Origin of the sequence: Hyphomonas sp. KY3, from assembly GCF_017309975.1 — a bacterium.
In the GTDB taxonomy this organism is placed as follows: domain Bacteria; phylum Pseudomonadota; class Alphaproteobacteria; order Caulobacterales; family Hyphomonadaceae; genus Hyphomonas.
The window spans coordinates 1707297-1726325 of the sequence record NZ_CP022271.1 but is presented as its reverse complement, the minus strand read 5'-3'; the positions used below and the strand labels follow the sequence as shown (position 1 = coordinate 1726325).

Annotated in this window: 15 protein-coding genes; 7 read left to right on the top strand and 8 right to left on the bottom strand. The window is 57.7% G+C overall.

Annotated elements, in window-relative coordinates; genetic code table 11:
• Positions 1 to 6: 6 nt before the first annotated feature.
• The 3 genes from CFA77_RS08570 to CFA77_RS08560 are packed head-to-tail and all read left to right on the top strand — an operon-like array spanning position 7 to position 3127.
• Positions 7 to 426, top strand: coding sequence for a hypothetical protein (locus tag CFA77_RS08570; protein ID WP_206993095.1), 420 nt, complete (start codon positions 7 to 9; stop codon positions 424 to 426).
• Positions 427 to 485: 59 nt separating this feature from the next.
• Positions 486 to 2321 (top strand): copper resistance system multicopper oxidase, encoded by a 1836-nt coding sequence (locus CFA77_RS08565; RefSeq protein ID WP_242517529.1) that lies wholly within the window; start codon positions 486 to 488, stop codon positions 2319 to 2321.
• Positions 2318 to 3127, top strand: a complete 810-nt coding sequence (locus tag CFA77_RS08560) for a copper resistance protein B (protein WP_206993093.1) — start codon at positions 2318 to 2320, stop codon at positions 3125 to 3127. The genes CFA77_RS08565 and CFA77_RS08560 overlap by 4 nt, the downstream gene beginning before the upstream one ends.
• A gap of 293 nt (positions 3128 to 3420) precedes the next feature.
• Here the strand turns inward: CFA77_RS08560 and CFA77_RS08555 are convergent, their stop codons facing one another.
• The 8 genes from CFA77_RS08555 to CFA77_RS08520 all read right to left on the bottom strand — a co-directional run bounded on the left by CFA77_RS08555 (position 3421) and on the right by CFA77_RS08520 (position 13739).
• Positions 3421 to 4398 carry a hypothetical protein gene (locus tag CFA77_RS08555; protein WP_206993092.1) on the bottom strand — a complete coding sequence of 326 codons (978 nt, stop codon included), beginning with the start codon at positions 4396 to 4398 and terminating at the stop codon, positions 3421 to 3423.
• 27 nt (positions 4399 to 4425) lie between these two features.
• On the bottom strand, positions 4426 to 5142 hold the full coding sequence (locus CFA77_RS08550) for a cupin domain-containing protein (protein WP_206993091.1): 717 nt from the start codon (positions 5140 to 5142) through the stop codon (positions 4426 to 4428).
• 27 nt (positions 5143 to 5169) lie between these two features.
• Positions 5170 to 6639, bottom strand: coding sequence for a HupE/UreJ family protein (locus CFA77_RS08545; RefSeq protein ID WP_206993090.1), 1470 nt, complete (start codon positions 6637 to 6639; stop codon positions 5170 to 5172).
• 94 nt (positions 6640 to 6733) lie between these two features.
• Positions 6734 to 9418, bottom strand: coding sequence for a TonB-dependent receptor (locus CFA77_RS08540; protein WP_206993089.1), 2685 nt, complete (start codon positions 9416 to 9418; stop codon positions 6734 to 6736).
• 628 nt (positions 9419 to 10046) lie between these two features.
• Complete coding sequence (locus tag CFA77_RS08535) at positions 10047 to 11060, bottom strand: M56 family metallopeptidase (protein WP_206993088.1); 1014 nt, start codon at positions 11058 to 11060, stop codon at positions 10047 to 10049.
• The gene (locus CFA77_RS08530) at positions 11050 to 11472 is read right to left on the bottom strand and encodes a BlaI/MecI/CopY family transcriptional regulator (protein ID WP_206993087.1); all 423 of its coding nucleotides are present in this window, start codon (positions 11470 to 11472) and stop codon (positions 11050 to 11052) included. The genes CFA77_RS08535 and CFA77_RS08530 overlap by 11 nt, the downstream gene beginning before the upstream one ends.
• Before the next feature lie 207 nt (positions 11473 to 11679).
• A complete protein-coding gene (locus CFA77_RS08525; RefSeq protein WP_206993086.1) occupies positions 11680 to 12372 on the bottom strand; it encodes a GntR family transcriptional regulator in 693 nt (230 codons plus the stop codon).
• The gene (locus CFA77_RS08520) at positions 12369 to 13739 is read right to left on the bottom strand and encodes a formimidoylglutamate deiminase (protein WP_206993085.1); all 1371 of its coding nucleotides are present in this window, start codon (positions 13737 to 13739) and stop codon (positions 12369 to 12371) included. The genes CFA77_RS08525 and CFA77_RS08520 overlap by 4 nt, the downstream gene beginning before the upstream one ends.
• A 66-nt stretch (positions 13740 to 13805) precedes the next feature.
• Between CFA77_RS08520 and hutI the strand changes: the two genes are divergently transcribed.
• Genes hutI through hutU form a run of 4 tightly spaced genes read left to right on the top strand, consistent with a single transcriptional unit; the run spans position 13806 to position 19028 of the window.
• On the top strand, positions 13806 to 15020 hold the full coding sequence (hutI, locus tag CFA77_RS08515) for an imidazolonepropionase (protein WP_206993084.1): 1215 nt from the start codon (positions 13806 to 13808) through the stop codon (positions 15018 to 15020).
• Positions 15020 to 16555, top strand: a complete 1536-nt coding sequence (gene hutH, locus CFA77_RS08510; protein WP_206993083.1) for a histidine ammonia-lyase — start codon at positions 15020 to 15022, stop codon at positions 16553 to 16555. The genes hutI and hutH overlap by 1 nt, the downstream gene beginning before the upstream one ends.
• Positions 16552 to 17343, top strand: a complete 792-nt coding sequence (hutG, locus tag CFA77_RS08505; protein WP_206993082.1) for an N-formylglutamate deformylase — start codon at positions 16552 to 16554, stop codon at positions 17341 to 17343. Before hutH ends, hutG begins: the two co-directional genes overlap by 4 nt.
• Before the next feature lie 17 nt (positions 17344 to 17360).
• A complete protein-coding gene (gene hutU, locus CFA77_RS08500) occupies positions 17361 to 19028 on the top strand; it encodes a urocanate hydratase (RefSeq protein WP_206993204.1) in 1668 nt (555 codons plus the stop codon).
• Position 19029 lies beyond the last annotated feature (1 nt).

Below are 19029 nucleotides of genomic sequence, written 5' to 3'. Positions count from 1 at the left end.
CTGGTCATGACGCTCCTTGAATTGTCCCCCAATGGGGGTGTAGGTTCAAACTTGATGAACATGATAGTCTCCATCCTTGTCGCCGTCTTTTTCGGCCTGTCGCAAAGTCTCTGCCTCAGTCCTGTTGCCGGGTCCGGGCAAAACACGACTGCGCAGTTGGCGGACGGTCATGGCAAGCATGAGACGCCGCCCTGCGAACAGGAGAGCGACCATTGCGACATGCAATCAGTCGCAGCAGCCAAAGGCGAAAGGATGGGTACTCTGGCTGGTCTCGTCGAAAGCGGGGTCAAGGCGCCAGTCATGCTTGCCAATCCGGCCTGGGCCGTGATCCATCTTCGCGCACCACTTTGCAGGATCGTCCCGGATCGGCGAAGTTGGCCGCAATCCCTCTCGCCCCTGCATTTGAAAGTCCGTTTCCTGAATTGAGACCGCACCCGCCGGGCACGCAGCCCGTCTGGTTCAATTTCAATATAATGGAGATATCTGTGATCAATAGAAGACATTTGCTGCACTCTGCGCTGGGCACGGGAGCAGTCCTGGGCTCGGCAAAGCTCCTTCCCGCCTGGGCAAGATCCGCAAGCGCCGGAAATCTCGGCATAGCCTCGCTCTCTGGCACGCGGTTTGACCTCGACATTGACCGGTTTCCGGTGCGCATCAATGGTCGAGACGGAATGGCAACAGGAATCAACGGGACCCTGCCAGGTCCACTCCTGCGCTTTCGGGAAGGCGATGATGTCACGCTCAACGTGACGAACCGCCTCCAGGAGGATACGTCGATCCACTGGCATGGGCTGCTTGTGCCATTCCACATGGACGGCGTGCCCGGACTCAGCTTTCCGGGCATAAGACCGGGCGAAACCTTCAAGTATCAATTCAAGGTGCCGCAGAACGGGACCTATTGGTACCACTCCCATTCGGGTCTTCAGGAACAGCTCGGCCATTACGGCCCGATCATAATTGATCCTGCCGATCCGGATCCGGTTCTCTATGACCGGGAATATGTCCTTGTACTCAGCGACTGGAGCTTCACCCATCCGCACCGGATCTTCGCTCAGTTGAAGAAGAATCCGGAAAGCCTGAACTATAACCGGCCGACCCTCTCCAATCCGGTCGGTCTTGGCGGCATGTGGGGCCAGATGAGGATGAGCCCGAGGGATATCGCCGATGTGTCAGGGGATACATATACCTATCTCATCAATGGACATGCGACGGTCGACAATTTCAACATGGCCTTCCAGCCGGGCGAACGGGTTCGCCTGCGCATCATCAACGCCTCCGCCATGACCCTCTTCAATGTCCGCCTCCCGGGCTTGCCAATGACAGTGGTCCAGGCCGACGGCCTGAATATCCAGCCGGTCGAGACCGATGAATTTCAGATGGGAGTTGCGGAAACCTATGACGTGATCGTCGCGCCAACCGAGGCCCGGGCCTATGCATTCGTCGCCGAATCGATTGACCGGACGGGCCAGGCCGTTGCCACACTCGGCCCGCGTGCCGGGATGAAGGCCACGGCCCCCGCCCTCCGGCCCGTGCCAATACTGACCATGCGGGACATGGGCATGGCCCATGGCGACATGCCAGGCATGAGCCATGATGCCGGATCTGAATCCGGCACGGCGCAGCCCGGTCATGACATGAGCGGGCACGACATGGGCGCCATGCCCATGAAACCCGATCCCGACGGTCCCGCCATCCAGCCCGTCAGAATCGAAGCAGATATCAAACGCGGTCCGGGCGTGGTGAACATCGCCGCGATGGCGATGAGCCGGCTCGAGGAGCCGGGTATCGGCCTCGAGGACGTGCCGCACCGAACACTGACCTATAGCCAACTGCGGGCCCTCGACATGAACGAGGATCACCGCCCCCCCGGTCGCGAGATCGTCATCCATCTGACCTCGAACATGGAACGCTATATGTGGTCGTTCGACGGGGTGAAGTTCTCGGAAGTTACACAATCCATCAAGTTCTATGAGGGCGAAAGGTTGCGGCTCACCCTGATCAATGACACGATGATGCCGCATCCCATTCATTTGCACGGAATGTTCTTCGATCTCGTCAATGGCGGCGGCCATCACAAGCCGCGCAAGCACACCGTAACAGTCAAACCCGCAGACAAGGTCAGTGTAGATATTACCGCCGAACATGTCGGGGACTGGGCATTTCACTGCCACCTGCTCTATCATATGCATGCTGGTATGATGCAGGTCGTGAGCGTGCTTCCCGCCGCGCATCCCGAACACCCCGGAGTGCCTGAGCCAGAGCCGGGCGCAGATATGCATATGGACCATCAGGCCATGAATCACGGGGGGCACGCACAATGAGCCTCGTGAAACGAATACTGCGTGCCCTCATTTTCTCGAGTGCCGGGATAGGCGCTCCCCTGAATGCAATCACCCAGGAAGCCCATCAAAGCCCCCCGTGGAATCAGGCCGACGCGCTTCATGGCGCGGACGTCATGGCCGAAGCCCGCCAACGGGTTCTCGCAGAGGGAGGAGATCAGAAGCATTTCTACGTCATGTTCAACCAGCTTGAGGCACAATTTGCCGAAGCGGAAGACCGCTTCGCCTGGAATGGCCAGGCCTGGTATGGCGGCGATCTCAACAAGCTCTGGGTCAAGAGCGAGGGACATGCCTCGCTCACGGACGGTGGCGTTGAGGAAGCCGAAATCCAGGCACTCTACTCCCGGGCCGTGGCGCCCTTTTGGGATATTCAGGCCGGCCTGCGATACGATATCGAGCCGGACGGCCTCGCCCATGGTGTGGTCGCCCTGAACGGGCTCGCGCCTTACTGGTTCGAAGTCGAGACTGCCGCCTTTCTAAGTGAGCAAGGTGATCTCACCGCCCGGATAGAGGCGGAATATGAGTTGTTGTTGACCCAGAGGCTGATCCTTCAGCCAAGCATCGAGGCGGAGCTTTCCGCTCAGCCGGTACCGGATCGTGAGACAGGATCTGGTTTAACCTCGATCAGTGCGGGACTGCGCCTTCGATATGAGGTCAGGCGGGAATTTGCGCCCTATCTCGGACTCGAATGGCACCGCGCCTTGGGGGACACCCGCGACATGATCGAAGCGACGGGTGAAGATGGAGAGGAAATCGTTTTTCTCGTCGGACTCAGGGCCTGGTATTAGGCGACGGAGATGGACCGGATCACCGGTCCGCCTCTTCCGCACACCATGAGACGTGATTGGCCTGTCTCCGACGTGTCAGCCCCACGCGCCTGACACGTCGGAGGGTGCCGGGCTTTCGCAATTTGCAGGATGTGCCAGCCGGATCAGGCATATTGCTGGTCACCCGCAGGGACACCGGCCTTCCTGAGCGCAGGGGGCAGGCACAGAAAATGGATGCGCATGGCCATCCCAGGAGGGCCATGCGCGTTCGCGATAGATGGGTGGGCCAGCGTGGAGGCCGACGCCTCATGGTTCTAGTCGAACTGGACCGCATAATCTCCGTAGATGGGATCATAATAGACGCCGCCTGCCTGGAAATCGGCATTCCAGACCCGTTCGCCAGCCGCATCGGCCCGATAGATATAGGGCGAAAGAAGCAGACGTTCCTGATGCCAGCGTCCCTCCTGCCCGGAGGGAATCTGCGTGCCGGACCCATAAAGCATCAATCCGTCATCGGACCGTATTTCGTGCTGCGGGCTTACGTCCCGATACTCATGGCTGACATTCATCAACTTGTGACCCAGCTCATGGGCGATTGTCAGCTTGTTGGTTGCGTCATGCTTTGTCAGTGTGATCACGCCGCGTATACGGTCAGGAATCGTGTCCGCATATGTGTAGGATGGAAAGGACAGACCGGACGTGTTCACCACTTTCGGAGCCCAGTTCCGTCCCCCGTCGAGATCCTCATAATACGGCATGTAGACATTCTGCATCGCAACCAGATAGATGGTCCGACTGTTTTCCGGCGCCGGCTCGATGATGGTCTCGAACGCCGCCACCGCTCCATCCGACATTTCTGTCGGATGGATGGCGCTCTGGACATACATGTTGCCATAGCCCCCGGACGGCAGATCGGTCTCCCAATTGGATGCCGTGATCGCCAGGTGCTGAGGGTCGACCTGCCCCGTCTTGATCCAGAGAAGCTTGAACTGGACCCCGGTGGGCTCAAAGACCTTTTTCGCATTGAGGAATTCTTCCACCAATCCGCTGAGTGGCAGTTTCTCGACCGCATCCGGGTGAAGATTCGAAGGATAATACAGACCAATATCCACGGTCGGTTTCCCGATTTCGAGATCGGCATTGATCGCTTCGACATCCACGGAGTCGACGAGGCTCCACTGCACATCGCTTTGCTCCACTGGCTCCGAGGTAAAGGCTGCGGTGGAACTGGTCCCAGCACATCCGCCCAGGCTCAGAGCCAGAAATGATACGGCAAGAAAGGTCTTCTTCATGGATAGTCTCCTTCTTGATGACAGGGATTACTTGTTTAGCCCGGAGGCTTCGAGCACGGCACTGAAGTCCGGATTCTTCGACCGGGCGAACTGGATGGCCGGATGGTCGGCAGGCAACTGGCTATAGTAGAAGGGTTCGCCATCCTTCAGCTGCTCGTCCAGGCCGGCCGCCATATCCTTGATCCCCGCGACAAAGGAATCATAGTCATCGCCTTCACGCTTCTTCTTGAAGATCAGGATCTCGGCCCCTTCCGCAAAGGGCGCTTCCCAGCCGGTGGGCATGTTCGAGCCGAAATGGAAGATCGACCCGGCTTCCATCACCTTCCGCTTGCCTTCGCTGCACAAGACATAGCGGCCACTTAGAGTATAGACGATGCTCTCGGTCGGGTGCGGGTGCTCGGACAGGAACATGCCCGGCTCCAGGCGGAGCGTATAGGCACGCAGCTCTTCGCCGAACAGGAGCGGACCGAAATAGCCTTCATGCGTGAACGTGGCGCTGCCACTGTTCATGGCCTCCTGGACACTTTCGATGATCTCCACATTGTTCGCCAACTGAATGTATTCAGGCGAAGTCGGTGTCGCTCCAACCGTCATGGCCGGCTTCACCTCTCCGGGCATGAAATGCGACCCGTCAGCCGCATGTGAATGACCATGCGCCTCGTCACTCGTCTGGGCATTGGTCTGCTGGGAACAGGCTGCGAGCGAAAGAGCAAGCAGGGCGGGAATGATGATCTTGGCTTTCATGGATAGTCTCCTTCTTGATGACAGGGATTACTTGTTTAGCCCGGAGGCTTCGAGCACGGCACTGAAGTCCGGATTCTTCGACCGGGCGAACTGGATGGCCGGATGGTCGGCAGGCAACTGGCTATAGTAGAAGGGTTCGCCATCCTTCAGCTGCTCGTCCAGGCCGGCCGCCATATCCTTGATCCCCGCGACAAAGGAATCATAGTCATCGCCTTCACGCTTCTTCTTGAAGATCAGGATCTCGGCCCCTTCCGCAAAGGGCGCTTCCCAGCCGGTGGGCATGTTCGAGCCGAAATGGAAGATCGACCCGGCTTCCATCACCTTCCGCTTGCCTTCGCTGCACAAGACATAGCGGCCACTTAGAGTATAGACGATGCTCTCGGTCGGGTGCGGGTGCTCGGACAGGAACATGCCCGGCTCCAGGCGGAGCGTATAGGCACGCAGCTCTTCGCCGAACAGGAGCGGACCGAAATAGCCTTCATGCGTGAACGTGGCGCTGCCACTGTTCATGGCCTCCTGGACACTTTCGATGATCTCCACATTGTTCGCCAGCTGAATGTATTCAGGCGAAGTCGGTGTCGCTCCAACCGTCATGGCCGGCTTCACCTCTCCGGGCATGAAATGCGACCCGTCAGCCGCATGTGAATGACCATGCGCCTCGTCACTCGCCTGCTCGGACACCGCAGGTTTTGCGGAATCCGTGGTGGGCGAAGGGGACGATGCCGGAGCTGTGGTCTGTCCCATAGATCCCATTTCGAGATGGGCATGGATGTGATCGTCCCGGCTGATCGGATAGTCTTCCCGCATGGTCGTATGGAACAAGCCGTGGGTCTGCATCAGGAACAGGGCAAAACCAGCAAATATGAGGCCTGCATTGATGAAAACACTCGCAGATCCGAAATGCCTTGTGCGCCGAAGCAGGTTCAGAGCGATCCACATCACTATTAGCGCGGCGATCTGACCGAATTCCACGCCCACATTGAATGACAGAATGTGCATCAGCAGGCCGGAATCTTCCCGAATGGGCAGCTGCTGAAGCCGTGTCGACAGGCCGAACCCATGAATCAGGCCGAACAGCACAACCATGAACAAGAGATTGGGTGACTTTGTCCCGAAGACTTTCGGGAAACCATCAAGGTTTTCAAACCCCTTGTAGATAACTGTCAGAGCAATGATTGCATCGATAAAGAAGTAATTGGCCGTAATGCCCAGATATGTGGCGGAAATCAGTGTGATTGTATGGCCGATCGTGAAGGCTGTCACGAAGCGGAGTATTGAGGAAAAACTTGTCAGGAAGAACATGACCCCAAACAGGAAGAGCAGATGATCATACCCGGTGATCATGTGTTCGGCGCCCAGGATGAGATATTGCAGATCTCCCCCTTCAAGCATTCTGCGACGTGCTTCCTCCGAAATACCATGTGCATGGGCGACGGGCGAAAGCAGGACCAATGATGCGATGAGCGCGGTAACTGCCTTCATTCGCGTGAGCAACATCTCAAACTCCAATATGATATATGTGACTGGGGAGGGTGGCGAGTTGCCGGCTCGAGGGAGGGGGCGCCCCTCAAACCGGCAACTGCCTGAGCACTTAGTCCAGGACCCAGGTTGCACGCGCGTAGAAATATCGCCCGAGCAAGGAATAGGTCATGGTATCGGTATTTCCGTCCGACCAAGATCTGACGTAGGGGGCCTTCTTGTCGAACAGATTGTCAACACCAGCGCTCAATTTCAGGTTTTCTGTAAGCTGGTATCCACCTTGGACATTGTGGTAGAGAACAGCATCAATATCAGTACCGATGGCTCCGGGCGCACCATAATAGTCCGTTGCTGAACCAATCAGCTGCGCATTATAGGTTCCATGCCATGGGCCGGAACTGGCCGACCAGGACCCGGTCGCACGCCAGGATGGATAGCCACCATCACAACAGCCTACACCGCCATCATAAACAAAGGGCGTGTCCCCATCAAATGCGGTAACTTCGTACTTCATCAGATGTGTGGCTTGAACTTCCACGGAGTGCTTGATGTTGCCAGTCGCGAAATCATAGCTGGCGCTGATATCGATGCCCTGCATGACTTCGTCACCGGTATTGGCGCTCTGCGCAGACAGGAAGTCGATGTCTCCGGTCAGGGCATTACGCGTATGGTGCGTGGGTCCGCAGAATGGATGGGACAGGCCGACTGATGTGTAGCAGGAGGCGAGTTTCGTGGATCCGGATGTCTGCCGAATGGCATCCTGAATGTCGATGTCGAAATAATCGAGCGTGATGGACAGTCCAGGGACGAAACTTGGCTGGTATACAGCACCAACTGTGAATGTGGCAGCGTCCTCCGGTTCAAGGTTCGGGTTGCCCCCCTGATCGGTCAGAATGGCTGACCCGAGTTGGGTGTAGCCTACCGGCACGCCGGCAGCTTGACAGTTCTGATAAACCGCACTGGACGGATCCATTGTCGCCCAGTTGGAACAGGGGTCGGCTGTCGGGATCTGACCTTCGCTCACGCCGGAAAACAGTTCCGTGACGCTTGGAACCCGAAAGGCAGTTGAATAGGTGCCGCGGAGTTTGAAGTCCTGCACCAATTGCCAGTTTAGTCCGACCTTGTAGTTTTCATCCGAACCGAACAGATCGTAATCGGAATATCGCACAGCCAGATCAAGATCTACCGCTTGGGCGAGTGGAAGGTCGCGCACCAGCGGCACATTGACCTCTGCATAGAGCTCCTGGGCTTCGATCGAGCCGCTGACCGGATCCTGCGCATTGCCGAGCGCATCCCCCGCGACCAGCAGGGAATCTGGCTCAAGCCAGCCCTTGTCTTCACGATACTCGAACCCCGCAGCGAAACCCACAGGTCCGGCAGGCAGGTCAAACAGCGCGCCCGAGATATTGCCGGTGAAGCTGATCTGCTCATTCCCGCCAGTGTCGCGCTGATTGATCAGGATATAATCTCCCACTTCTGAAGTCAGGTCGCCCTCACCCAGAATATCCGCACAAGGAATTCCATTCATTCCACACAGCGTGGGATCCAGCGTCTCGGCCAGGCGGCGCGTATTGATATTGTTCTTCAACGCATCAACAGCAGTGTTTCGGCCCCAGTTGAGAGACAGATCGTAATTCCAGCCATCCCATAAATCGCCTTCGACACCGGCGACGAGTCTCCAGGTCGAAACATCCTGCTCGAACTGTCTGGAACCGAATTCGGCGGTCCGGCGCCGCAGGAGAATGATGTCTTCACCGGTCGGATTTGTCGGATGCGATGCATCAAACGAAATATTGCTCAAGGTTGCAGGAGATCCTGGCTGGTTCGACGTTCGCCAGTTGAACAAAGCTTCACTGAAGAAGCGCGTCGAATCATTGAGGTCATACTTTCCGATGGCCGCAAAGCTGACGCGTTCGACAGGATTCGACGCATTGAAGAAGGGATTGGAATTAAACCCATGCGCGGCAAGGCTGAAAGGCTCATAGGCGTCGCCACCAATGAAATTGATCTGATCGCCATTCGGCAATACGGCGCGGCCACCCGCCGTGCTCGAACTTCCTGAGGTGCATTCGAGATCCCCGTCCCCATCCAGGTCGGCCAACGCACAGGGCGCTCGCACATCCAGGGGCGCGGCAAGATTGTTCTGATAACTCGCATTGAACATCAGGCTGCCGCGATCATTGGTGACGCCCCAGGTCATGTCGACCAGATATTCTTCAGCGTCCCCCTCATCCGAAATGCCGAACTTGGTATCGAGTCTGAACCCGTCAAATTCATCTTTCGTGATCAGGTTGACAACGCCGGACACAGCATCCGCGCCATAGACTGCCGATGCGCCGTCCTTGAGGACTTCCACCCGTTCGAGGAGCGACACGGGGATCATGTTCAGGTCTACAGAGCTGTTTGCCCCTGAACCACCCGCGACAACCCGTCGGCCATTCAGCAATACGAGCGTCCGGTTAGGACCGAGACCGCGCAGATTGACCTGCGCCGTTCCCCAGCCTCCCGACACCCAGTAGGCAGCATTGGCATTGCCGGCAAAACCCGCCGAAAACGACTGAGTCTGCAGAAGCTCTTCCACATTTGTGATACCAGTTGCGTATATTTCCTGCTCATCAAGAACAGCCAGCGGCCCCACACTCGTCAGATCACTGCGTTGAATACGGCTTCCCGTTACCACAACTTTTTCCTGGGTCGCGACCTCCTCCTGGCTGGCAGGGACCGTGTCGACCTCCTGCCCGGACGCGGCCGCCGCAACGATGAACGAGACGCCCAAAGTCATTGCTGTTGTCACCATGAGTTTATTTGCAAACCCCCTGGCACTCCCCGAACCATTCACTTTCATTTCACCACTCCTATGGTTGCATACATTGCTACCCGAGCAGTCTCGGGACCAATGACAGTTAGACTAAATCCGAGGCATGCCATTGATCTTCGGCGCCACCGCCAAGGATTTGATCAACCTCGAACAAAAAACCGACGCATGATCGGTTTTTTGCGTAAATTGCAGGCGCAGATAAACCTCGACACCCGAACGCATCTGGACTGACTCTACAGTCCCCTGATGAATTTAATCGACTCAACTGGCACTCCCCCTCGGATAGCGTGCAGAAATCCGCTGTATTCAGTCTGTAAGCCACCAACAAGCTTGATGGATGGCCTCACTCCCGCACCAACACCACTTCCAAAACTTCACAAGAAGCCTTTCGAAGAACTGTATTGTTATTGTCAAAAATAGCAGCGTCAACATTTTTTTGACCGAGCAATTACCATTATGCGTGCACATAACAAGTTTTGGGCGCTGTCTGCCAACTTATGAAGACTTACGCTGAAAGCATGCGGCCGGGCCTTGCCGCCTTATTTCAAGGGGTCGATAATGGAATCCTGAAATTCTGCCTCAAAAACTCGGCTGCGCCTTGAATTTATCAGTTAAACGCGAGCATCAAGACCTGTTCGAGACCATGATGAACAGGTTCTGCAACAATGAAGGACACGATGACAGCATAGCAAACAAGCCGCTCAACAAGCACAGCCCCACTATCACGCATCGGTAAAGGGGACTGAACCAACCAACTGATCCGACGCTCCAGGGATTGCCCAAGCACGGAAAAAACACTCAAGGATGCCGTTTCTGGCTCGCATGAGCGCTTTTGCTGCCGCAACCGGCCCAGCGTTATGAGGGCCTCTGCCACCGCCAATCGATCACCGCATTGGCTGGCGGCATATCGATCACATTCATATTCAACCGCAATCAGAAATTCGTCGGCCAGACCGCGCCTTGCACTGGGAAAGAATGGTAAGGTCAGGACCTGAAGCGCGAACAGCGATAGGGCATCCGCGCGCCGCGCATGAGCGCGTTCATGATCAAGGACAATCCGGGCCTGCTCGGGAACAATGCTTGCGAGCAAGCCTTCGCTTACGAAAATCCGCCGCCGTACTATGCCAACGCAAAATGCGGAAATGGTCCGGGATTTGACAACCCAGGCTCCCAGTTCCGGATCATACCGGCTCCAGGTTTCCAGATCTCGAATGACTCGGCCATGCAGGCGCATGCGGTGCACAAAAATAAGGACAATGGGCATCGTAAGAAGCGCCAGCACGGCCAGAAAACCGAGAACAGCGAGCCGCGTCAGCAACATAGGTTCATGTGGGCGGCAAGAGGTCACCATCATTTCGAAATGACAATGCGTGGGCATACTGTTGAACCCGGCAGATGTCGGCACTGCCGCGCAAGAGACAAACAAGGCCAGGCTGACCACGAAGGGAACCGACGCATAGCCGAAGATCGCGCGCCCATATTGTCGGGGACTGAGTTGAGAAAGATGCCGGTGAAACCGGGGCCATACGGCGCTTTGGACGGCACCGATGATGAGCGCGGCAAGCAAGGCCGCAAAAAATGCGATTCCGAGATTGGTCAGGAAGGCGGCATTACCCATCATCTTCTCCTCGCCTTGCGTCGTTCTGCTCCTGTCGTTTCTCCTTGATCAGACGTTCGAGCGTATCAAGCGCAGCACTGTCGGACTCTGCCGCATGGTCGAGAAATGCCAGCAGATAGTCATCGCGGGAATTCTCGGACAACGTCTTCAGAACATCATCCATCACACGGGTGACGACTTGAGACTGGCTTACGGACGCCTCGTAGAGGAAAGCATGGCTGACCTTGTGACGCGACAACAATCCCTTTTTGAAGAGACGGTCCATCGCCGACTGGAATGTGTTGCAGGACTGCCCGCCCTTGCGCCCCAGATCATGGTGAACCGTCTTGACCTCGGCCGGTCCGCGCTTCCAGAGATATTGCAGAATGGAGATCTCAAGAGGGCCTAGGGCAATTTTGCGGGTACGCACCGACATTGAGGGGTCCTTCTGGCCTGGAATGTTCATTCGATTTGGCGTCAGCCTAGAGAGGTCTCGACAAACCCGCAATGGTCACATGCCGACTCGCCGCCCTCGCTATGCCCAGGCAGGATCGTCGCGCGTGCAGATGCCGGGATTCTGATCATTTCCTGCAACAAAACCGGTCAGAGCATGCCCCGTTCCCCGATGCCGGGCCTACCAGCGTTAAAGACGCGAATACAATTGATACCCTTCGCGATAGAAAAGCTTCATCGTCGTGACAAATTCCCCCGCGAGCGACGTGGTACGGTCGATGACAAACAGCGCATCCCCCTCCTTGCACTCCAGCGCGCTTGCGACATCCTTGCCAGCCGCGACGGCACTGAACGACACATCGCCACTGGAAAACGGAACGGTCTGAACCAGCCACTCATTTGCGCTGACCTCGTCGAAAGGCGCGCTCCTCATCTGGGGCACAACTTTCAGATTGACCCAGCGCGCTTCATACGCAAACGGTCGGCCATCGGCCAGATGCACCGTGTCCAACTGTAACGCCTTGGTTCCCTTTTCCAAGCCAAGCCGCGTACGAACTGACAAGGGCGGTACTTTTTCGACCTTGCGCAGGACCTGATGGCGATAATGCCCTCCAAATGCTTCCACCTGCTCACGCACGATTGGAATGTCGAACCTAGCTTGTCGGACAGGCATGTTGCAGACCCGCGTTCCTCCTTTCCGCTTGCGAACGACAAGACCTTCATCTGCGAGCCCCTGCAGCGCGCGATTGATCGTTGTGCGGGCACACCCGTATTCTTCGGCGAGGGACGCCTCGCCCGGGATCAGATCCCCGAGCCCCCACTCCCCCTTCTGAATCCGCTCGAGAATGGATTGGCGAATGATTTGGTGCGTCATCTTGGTCATAGTCTCCCCCTCAATCGGACATTCAGCTCGGAATATGCCGCCTGTATCTCGTGGCGGTTCACATGAGCCCCGTCCCTGACCATATGCCGCCCCGCCGACCAGACATGAGTAACAATGTCATCCGTGCCCGCAAAAATCCATGCGTCAAGGATTGCGTCCTCCCGCAAGGCACCCAGGACAGGTGAATTGAGGTCGAGCGCGATAAAATCTGCCAGGGCGCCGACTTCAATCCGCCCCGCATTCCGCCCGAGGGCGCGCGCCGATCCTCGCGCGGCGCGTTCGTACAGATACCGTCCATTCGACAATGTCTGGTCATCTGTGAGAATCGATCGCTTACCATCCCGAAGCCTCTGCGAGACCTCGAGCATCCGAAGCTCCTCGGTGAGACCAATCCTGACATTCGAATCCGAACCAATCCCAATCATTCCACCCGCGCCCAGAAAGCGATGCCCATCAAAGATTCCGTCCCCGAGATTGGCCTCGGTAATCGGGCAAATCCCAGCCACCGCCCCGGACCTGGCCAGAGCCAGCGTCTCCTCCGGCTCCATCTGTGTGGCATGGATCAGGCACCAGCGCGCATCGACGGGCATATGATCGAGAAGCCAGCGCACGGGTCGGGAGCCCAGAATTTCGACCACTTCCCTCACCTCGCCGATCTGTTCTGCGGCATGTATATGGATTGGCCCGTTCGGGGAGAGGCTGAGCGCCAACTCCATGCCTTCTGATGACACGGCACGTAGCGAATGCGGCGCCACACCGAGTTTGAAGTCGTCCGGCATGCCCCCGAGCCGCGCCGCGAGAGATTCATAAAGGTCCGAAAATTGCTGGAGATCGCAGCCAAACCGTGTTTGCCCCCCCTCCAGCGGGCGCCCATCAAGCCCGCCCTGCATATAAAGAACCGGAAGATGAGTATAGCCGATGCCGGTGAGTTCGGCGGCCTTGAAATGCCTCAGGGACGTCTCGTCGAGTTGGTCGTAAATCTTGCCGCCGGGCGCATGATGAAGATAATGGAATTCTGCCTGCGCCGCATAACCCGCCTCCATCATTTCCATCTGGACTTGAGCCGCGATGACTTCGATGTCATCAGGAGAAAGAAGCTCCAGAAACCGGTACATGACCTGACGCCAGGTCCAGAAATCATCGATTGCTGTCGGTCCGCAACGCTCAGCCAGCCCGGCCATGGCCCTCTGGAAACTGTGACTGTGAACGTTGCCCATGGCTGGCAAAAGAACGCCCACGGAATGGTCGCACGGACCATCATTTGGCCCAATGTCGACCACATATCCTTCGGCGTCGATACTGATCTTGGCATCATGCAGCCACCCTCTGGCGGACAGCATCTGACTGGCGGAAATTTCGATGGTCATCTTGTCTTGCACGCCCTTTTATTATGTGTGTACATATAAATATGTTGCTGCCATAAGACAAGAGCGATGACACGACCCACCCTGTTCACCGATTGCACTGTTGCCACTATGGAATCCGGTCGGCCGAGTTACGGACTGATCGAGGATGCCGCGATTCTCCAACGCGACGGCCTGATCGAATGGGTCGGCCGCTCTGGCGCGGTCCCAGGCAAACGAAACGAAATGGCAGAGCAATCCTTGCAGGGCCGACTCGTGACGCCTGCGCTTATTGATTGTCACACGCATCTGGTCTTCGGCGGCAATCGCGCGAAGGAATTCGAACAGCGTCTTCAGGGGGTGAGCTATGAAGAGATTGCCAGAAGCGGCGGCGGCATAAACTCCACGGTCGAATCGACCCGCACTGCCAGCTTTGAGGCACTGGTGTCCGCATCCCTGCGACGCCTTGATGACCTGATCAGCGACGGGGTTGCCGTCGTGGAAGTGAAGTCGGGATACGGGCTCACCATAGAAGACGAGATTCGCATGCTCCGGGTGGCCAGAAAGCTCGAAGCGTTGCGGCCCGTGAAAATCGTCACGACCTGGCTGGCCGCGCATGCCCTCCCTTCAGCTTTCAAGGACCGGCCTGATAATTATATCGACGAGGTTGCCATTCCGGGACTGGTCCGCGCCGCAGAGGAAGGCCTGGTCGATGCGGTAGACGGGTTTTGTGAAGCAATCGGCTTTTCCCCGGCTCAGATCGAGCGCGTCTTTCAGGCTGCAGCTTCACTCGGACTGCCTGTGAAGCTGCATGCCGAACAGATTTCAGATCTGAAAGGCGCCTTGCTGGCGGCGCGGTATTCGGCCCTTTCGGCGGATCATCTCGAATTCCTGTCAGAGACGGATGTTCCGGAATTTGCCCGCGCCGGAACCGTGGCTGTCCTCCTGCCCGGCGCCTTCTATACGCTCCGGGAAACGAAGCTACCGCCCATCGCCGCCCTTCGCAAGCATGGGGTCGACATAGCCATCGCGACCGACTGCAATCCAGGCAGCTCTCCCCTGTCCTCGCTTCTTGCTGCGATGAACATGGCCTGCATCCAATTCTCCCTGACTCCTGAAGAGGCACTGGCCGGCACGACCCGGAACGCCGCAAAGGCGCTCGGACTGGCAGGGATGTATGGTGAAATCACGCAAGGGGCCAAGACCGAATTGGCCGTCTGGGACGTCGCGCACCCCGCCGACCTTTCCTACTGGATCGGCCGCAGCCCGCTCCATATGCGTCTCTCGAACAGGAATTATATGTGATGGTTCAATTTGAGCCCGGCAAGGTGTCACTCGATGATCTGGAGTCCCTCTACAGGCACTCCACCCATTTCCAGATTCATCCCGGCGCCTATCCCCGGATTGCCGACTCTGTGGGGACGCTCTCCCGGCGGATCGGGGAGGGCGAGACAATTTACGGCGTGAATACAGGCTTTGGCAAGCTGGCTTCCGTCAGGATCAATGGGGACAGCCTGGCCCTGTTGCAGAAGAATCTCGTCCGCTCGCACGCAGCCGGCATTGGCGAGCCTTTGCCGGCGAATATCGTCCGTCTGATGATGGCGCTGAAATGTATTTCGCTTGCCCGAGGCGCCTCCGGCGTTCGCGTCGAACTGGTCGACCGGATCCAGCAAGTCTACAGCGCGGGCATCATACCGGTTATCCCCGCACAAGGGTCTGTCGGGGCATCGGGTGATCTGGCGCCGCTCGCCCATATGGCCGCTGCCCTGATCGGGGAAGGCGACGTCTTTTATCAGGGTGAAAGGATACCAGCCGGTCGGGCATTGCAAATGGCCGGCATCGCGTCCTTCGAGCTTCAGGCCAAGGAAGGTCTTGCGCTTCTCAACGGCACCCAGGCGTCTACCGCGCTCGCGCTCGCTGGCCTGTTCGGCGCCTGGCGACTGGCCCTCTGTTCTCTGACAACTGCCGCGCTTTCAATCGATGCCGCCATGGGTTCAAGCGCCCCCTTCCATGATGAGATCCATCAATTGCGCGGCCATCGCGGCCAGATCGACAGTGCGCGGCGGCTGCGCGAACTTCTTGCCGGCTCAGAAATTCGCGAAAGTCATCTGACCGGCGATGAGCGCGTTCAGGATCCTTATTGCCTGAGATGTGCCCCCCAAGTCATCGGCGCCTGCCTGGACCAGCTCCGCCAGGTCGCGGCTACCCTGAAAATCGAGGCGAATGCCGCGACGGACAATCCGCTCGTCCTGTCTGATGGCGACATCGTTTCCGGCGGCAATTTCCACGCAGAGCCCGTGGCACTTGCTGCGGACCAGACGGCCATCGCCATAGCGGAAATCGGCAGCATCGCCCAGCGCCGAATTGCCATGCTTGTGGATCCCAGCCTCAGCTTTGGGCTTCCTGCATTTCTTGCGCTCGATCCCGGCCTCAAATCGGGCTTGATGATCGCGGAGGTCACATCAGCCGCCCTGATGAGCGAAAACAAGGCGCTGTCGAATCCCCGTTCCGTCGACTCCACACCGACCTCCGCCAATCAGGAAGACCATGTGTCCATGGCCTGCCATGCGGCGCGCCGATTGCTTGAAATGAACGAAAATCTGGCGGGGATACTCGGTATTGAAGCGCTATGCGGCGCACAAGGCGTTGAGTTTCGCACGCCGCTTGCGACAAGCCCCAGCCTCCAGCATGCGATCCGAACAATCCGCGATCACGCAGCCCCCTTCGATGATGAGCGGATGATCAGCCCCGATATCGAGGCGATGAAGACGCTTGTCCTGTCTGGCGATGCGCTCTGCGACGTCCAGCAAGGCGTTACAGCGATAGAGATGACGCCATGACTCCGGTAACAATTGTTCAGGGTCAGGGGCCCGTCATTCTGGGCCAGCCGCATTCAGGGACCTATGTTCCCGAACCAATTTTCCAGGCCCTGAATGACACAGGTCGTCGGCTGCTCGACACCGACTGGCACATTCCGCGATTGTATGACGGCCTTCTGGCCGACGCCACAATCGTGCGTGCGAATTTCAGTCGCTATGTGATAGACGCCAATCGTCCGCCTGACGGTGCCTCTCTGTATCCCGGTCAGAACAGCACAGGTCTTGTGCCGACTTTCACGTTCGACGGCCAATCCATCTGGCAGACTGCGCCCACGGATGACGAGGTCGCAGACCGGATCAATGACTACCACCGTCCATACCACACTGCGCTCGATGCGCAGATCGAAAGGATCAAGGCACTGCATGGCTTCGCTGTATTGTATGACTGCCATTCAATTCGGTCGAAAATCCCGTTCCTGTTCGACGATCGCCTTCCGGATCTGAATGTCGGGGACAATAATGGCACCACTTGCGCGCCCGTCCTGACCCGGGCTGTCGCGGACATTTGCGCCAGCACGTCTCACTACACGCATGTTGTCAATGGCCGCTTCAAAGGGGGCTGGACCACGCGCCAGTATGGCAGGCCGGCAGAGGGGGTACACGCCATTCAGATGGAGCTCGCGCAGCGCTGCTACCTTGCCTCCGAAACCCCTCCTTTCGACTATTCCATCCCCCGGGCCGACAAGTTTCGGTCCCTGCTTCAGTCAATCCTGAGCGCCGTCTCCAACACGGCCCAGGCATCGCTTTAATGGAGAATACCTTGGACATGACGCTGAAAAATCGACGCGATATTGCCAGCCCGACCGGGTCGGACCTGACTTGCCGGTCCTGGACCACTGAAGCGCCCTTCCGAATGCTACAGAACAATCTCGATCGTAATGTCGCAGAAAACCCGGACGAGCTTGTTGTATACGGAGGCATTGGCCGCGCAGCGCGGACCTGGAAGGACTTCGATCAGATTCTGGAAACGCTCAAGACGCTACAGGAGGATGAGACCCTGCTCGTCCAGTCCGGAAAGCCGGTTGGAGTCTTCCGCACACATGGCGACGCGCCCAGGGTTCTCATCGCCAACTCGAATCTCGTTCCAAAGTGGGCAAACTGGGAACACTTCAATGAGCTCGATAAGAAAGGGCTCATGATGTACGGTCAGATGACAGCGGGGTCATGGATATATATCGGCACGCAGGGCATCGTTCAGGGCACCTACGAGACATTCGTGGAAGCTGGCCGGCAACATTATGATGGAAACCTCAAAGGCCGCTGGATCCTGACGGGCGGCCTCGGCGGCATGGGCGGTGCCCAGCCACTAGCGGCCGTCATGGCGGGGGCTTGCTGTCTCGCAGTTGAATGTGATCCCGACCACATAGATTTCCGGTTGCGCACCAAGTATCTTGACGAAAAGACGGATAGTCTGGATGAGGCCCTCGCGCTGATCGAGACATGGACCAAATCTGGTGAGGCCAAGTCCGTGGGCTTGTGCGGCAATGCAGCTGATATCTTTCCTGAACTCGTAAAGCGGGGCATCCGCCCGGACCTTGTCACAGACCAGACGTCCGCCCATGATCCGGTCAATGGCTACCTGCCTTCCGGATGGTCGCTGTCCGAGTGGAAACAAAAGCAGGTCGCCGATCCAGAGGCAGTGAAGCAGGCTGCATGCATATCGATGAAGGTACAGGTTCAGGCGATGCTGGACTTCTGGCATCAGGGCGTGCCCACACTCGACTATGGCAACAACATCCGTCAGGTCGCCTTCGATGAAGGCCTCGAGAACGCGTTCGATTTTCCCGGATTTGTCCCGGCCTATATCCGGCCGCTCTTTTGCAGGGGGGTCGGTCCGTTCCGCTGGGTTGCCCTGTCAGGCGACCCGGAGGACATCTACAATACAGACCAGAAGGTCAAGGAACTGCTTCCTGACGACCACAACCTGCATCGATGGTTGGATATGGCTCGCGAACGCATCGCGTTTCAGGGTCTGCCTGCCCGCATCTGCTGGGTCGGCCTCGGCGACCGTGACCGCCTTGGTCTGGCCTTCAATGAAATGGTCGCCAATGGCGAACTGAAGGCCCCGGTGGTCATCGGCCGCGATCATCTCGACAGCGGGTCAGTGGCCAGCCCCAATCGCGAGACCGAGGCGATGCGCGACGGCTCAAGCGCCGTCTCTGACTGGCCGCTGCTCAATGCCCTTCTCAATACGGCATCCGGTGCGACCTGGGTCAGCCTGCATCATGGCGGCGGCGTCGGCATGGGCTATTCTCAACATGCTGGCATGGTCATCGTCGCGGACGGAACCGAAGATGCGGCCCGCCGGATTGGGCGAGTACTCTGGAACGACCCGGCAACGGGGGTCATGCGCCATGCAGATGCAGGGTATGACGACGCGATTGATTGCGCCCGTGAGAAACAGCTCAACCTGCCCGGCATTCTTGCGCGTTGAT

Bases quoted from the DNA above. Each gene is read 5' to 3' on its own strand.
- CFA77_RS08570 (WP_206993095.1), top strand. From the start codon at position 7: ATGACGCTCCTTGAATTGTCCCCCAATGGGGGTGTAGGTTCAAACTTG.
- CFA77_RS08560 (WP_206993093.1), top strand. From the start codon at position 2,318: ATGAGCCTCGTGAAACGAATACTGCGTGCCCTCATTTTCTCGAGTGCC.
- CFA77_RS08555 (WP_206993092.1), bottom strand. From the start codon at position 4,398: ATGAAGAAGACCTTTCTTGCCGTATCATTTCTGGCTCTGAGCCTGGGC.
- CFA77_RS08550 (WP_206993091.1), bottom strand. From the start codon at position 5,142: ATGAAAGCCAAGATCATCATTCCCGCCCTGCTTGCTCTTTCGCTCGCA.
- CFA77_RS08545 (WP_206993090.1), bottom strand. From the start codon at position 6,639: ATGTTGCTCACGCGAATGAAGGCAGTTACCGCGCTCATCGCATCATTG.
- CFA77_RS08540 (WP_206993089.1), bottom strand. From the start codon at position 9,418: ATGGTGACAACAGCAATGACTTTGGGCGTCTCGTTCATCGTTGCGGCG.
- CFA77_RS08535 (WP_206993088.1), bottom strand. From the start codon at position 11,060: ATGATGGGTAATGCCGCCTTCCTGACCAATCTCGGAATCGCATTTTTT.
- CFA77_RS08530 (WP_206993087.1), bottom strand. From the start codon at position 11,472: ATGTCGGTGCGTACCCGCAAAATTGCCCTAGGCCCTCTTGAGATCTCC.
- CFA77_RS08525 (WP_206993086.1), bottom strand. From the start codon at position 12,372: ATGACCAAGATGACGCACCAAATCATTCGCCAATCCATTCTCGAGCGG.
- CFA77_RS08520 (WP_206993085.1), bottom strand. From the start codon at position 13,739: ATGACCATCGAAATTTCCGCCAGTCAGATGCTGTCCGCCAGAGGGTGG.
- hutI (WP_206993084.1), top strand. From the start codon at position 13,806: ATGACACGACCCACCCTGTTCACCGATTGCACTGTTGCCACTATGGAA.
- hutH (WP_206993083.1), top strand. From the start codon at position 15,020: ATGGTTCAATTTGAGCCCGGCAAGGTGTCACTCGATGATCTGGAGTCC.
- hutG (WP_206993082.1), top strand. From the start codon at position 16,552: ATGACTCCGGTAACAATTGTTCAGGGTCAGGGGCCCGTCATTCTGGGC.
- hutU (WP_206993204.1), top strand. From the start codon at position 17,361: ATGACGCTGAAAAATCGACGCGATATTGCCAGCCCGACCGGGTCGGAC.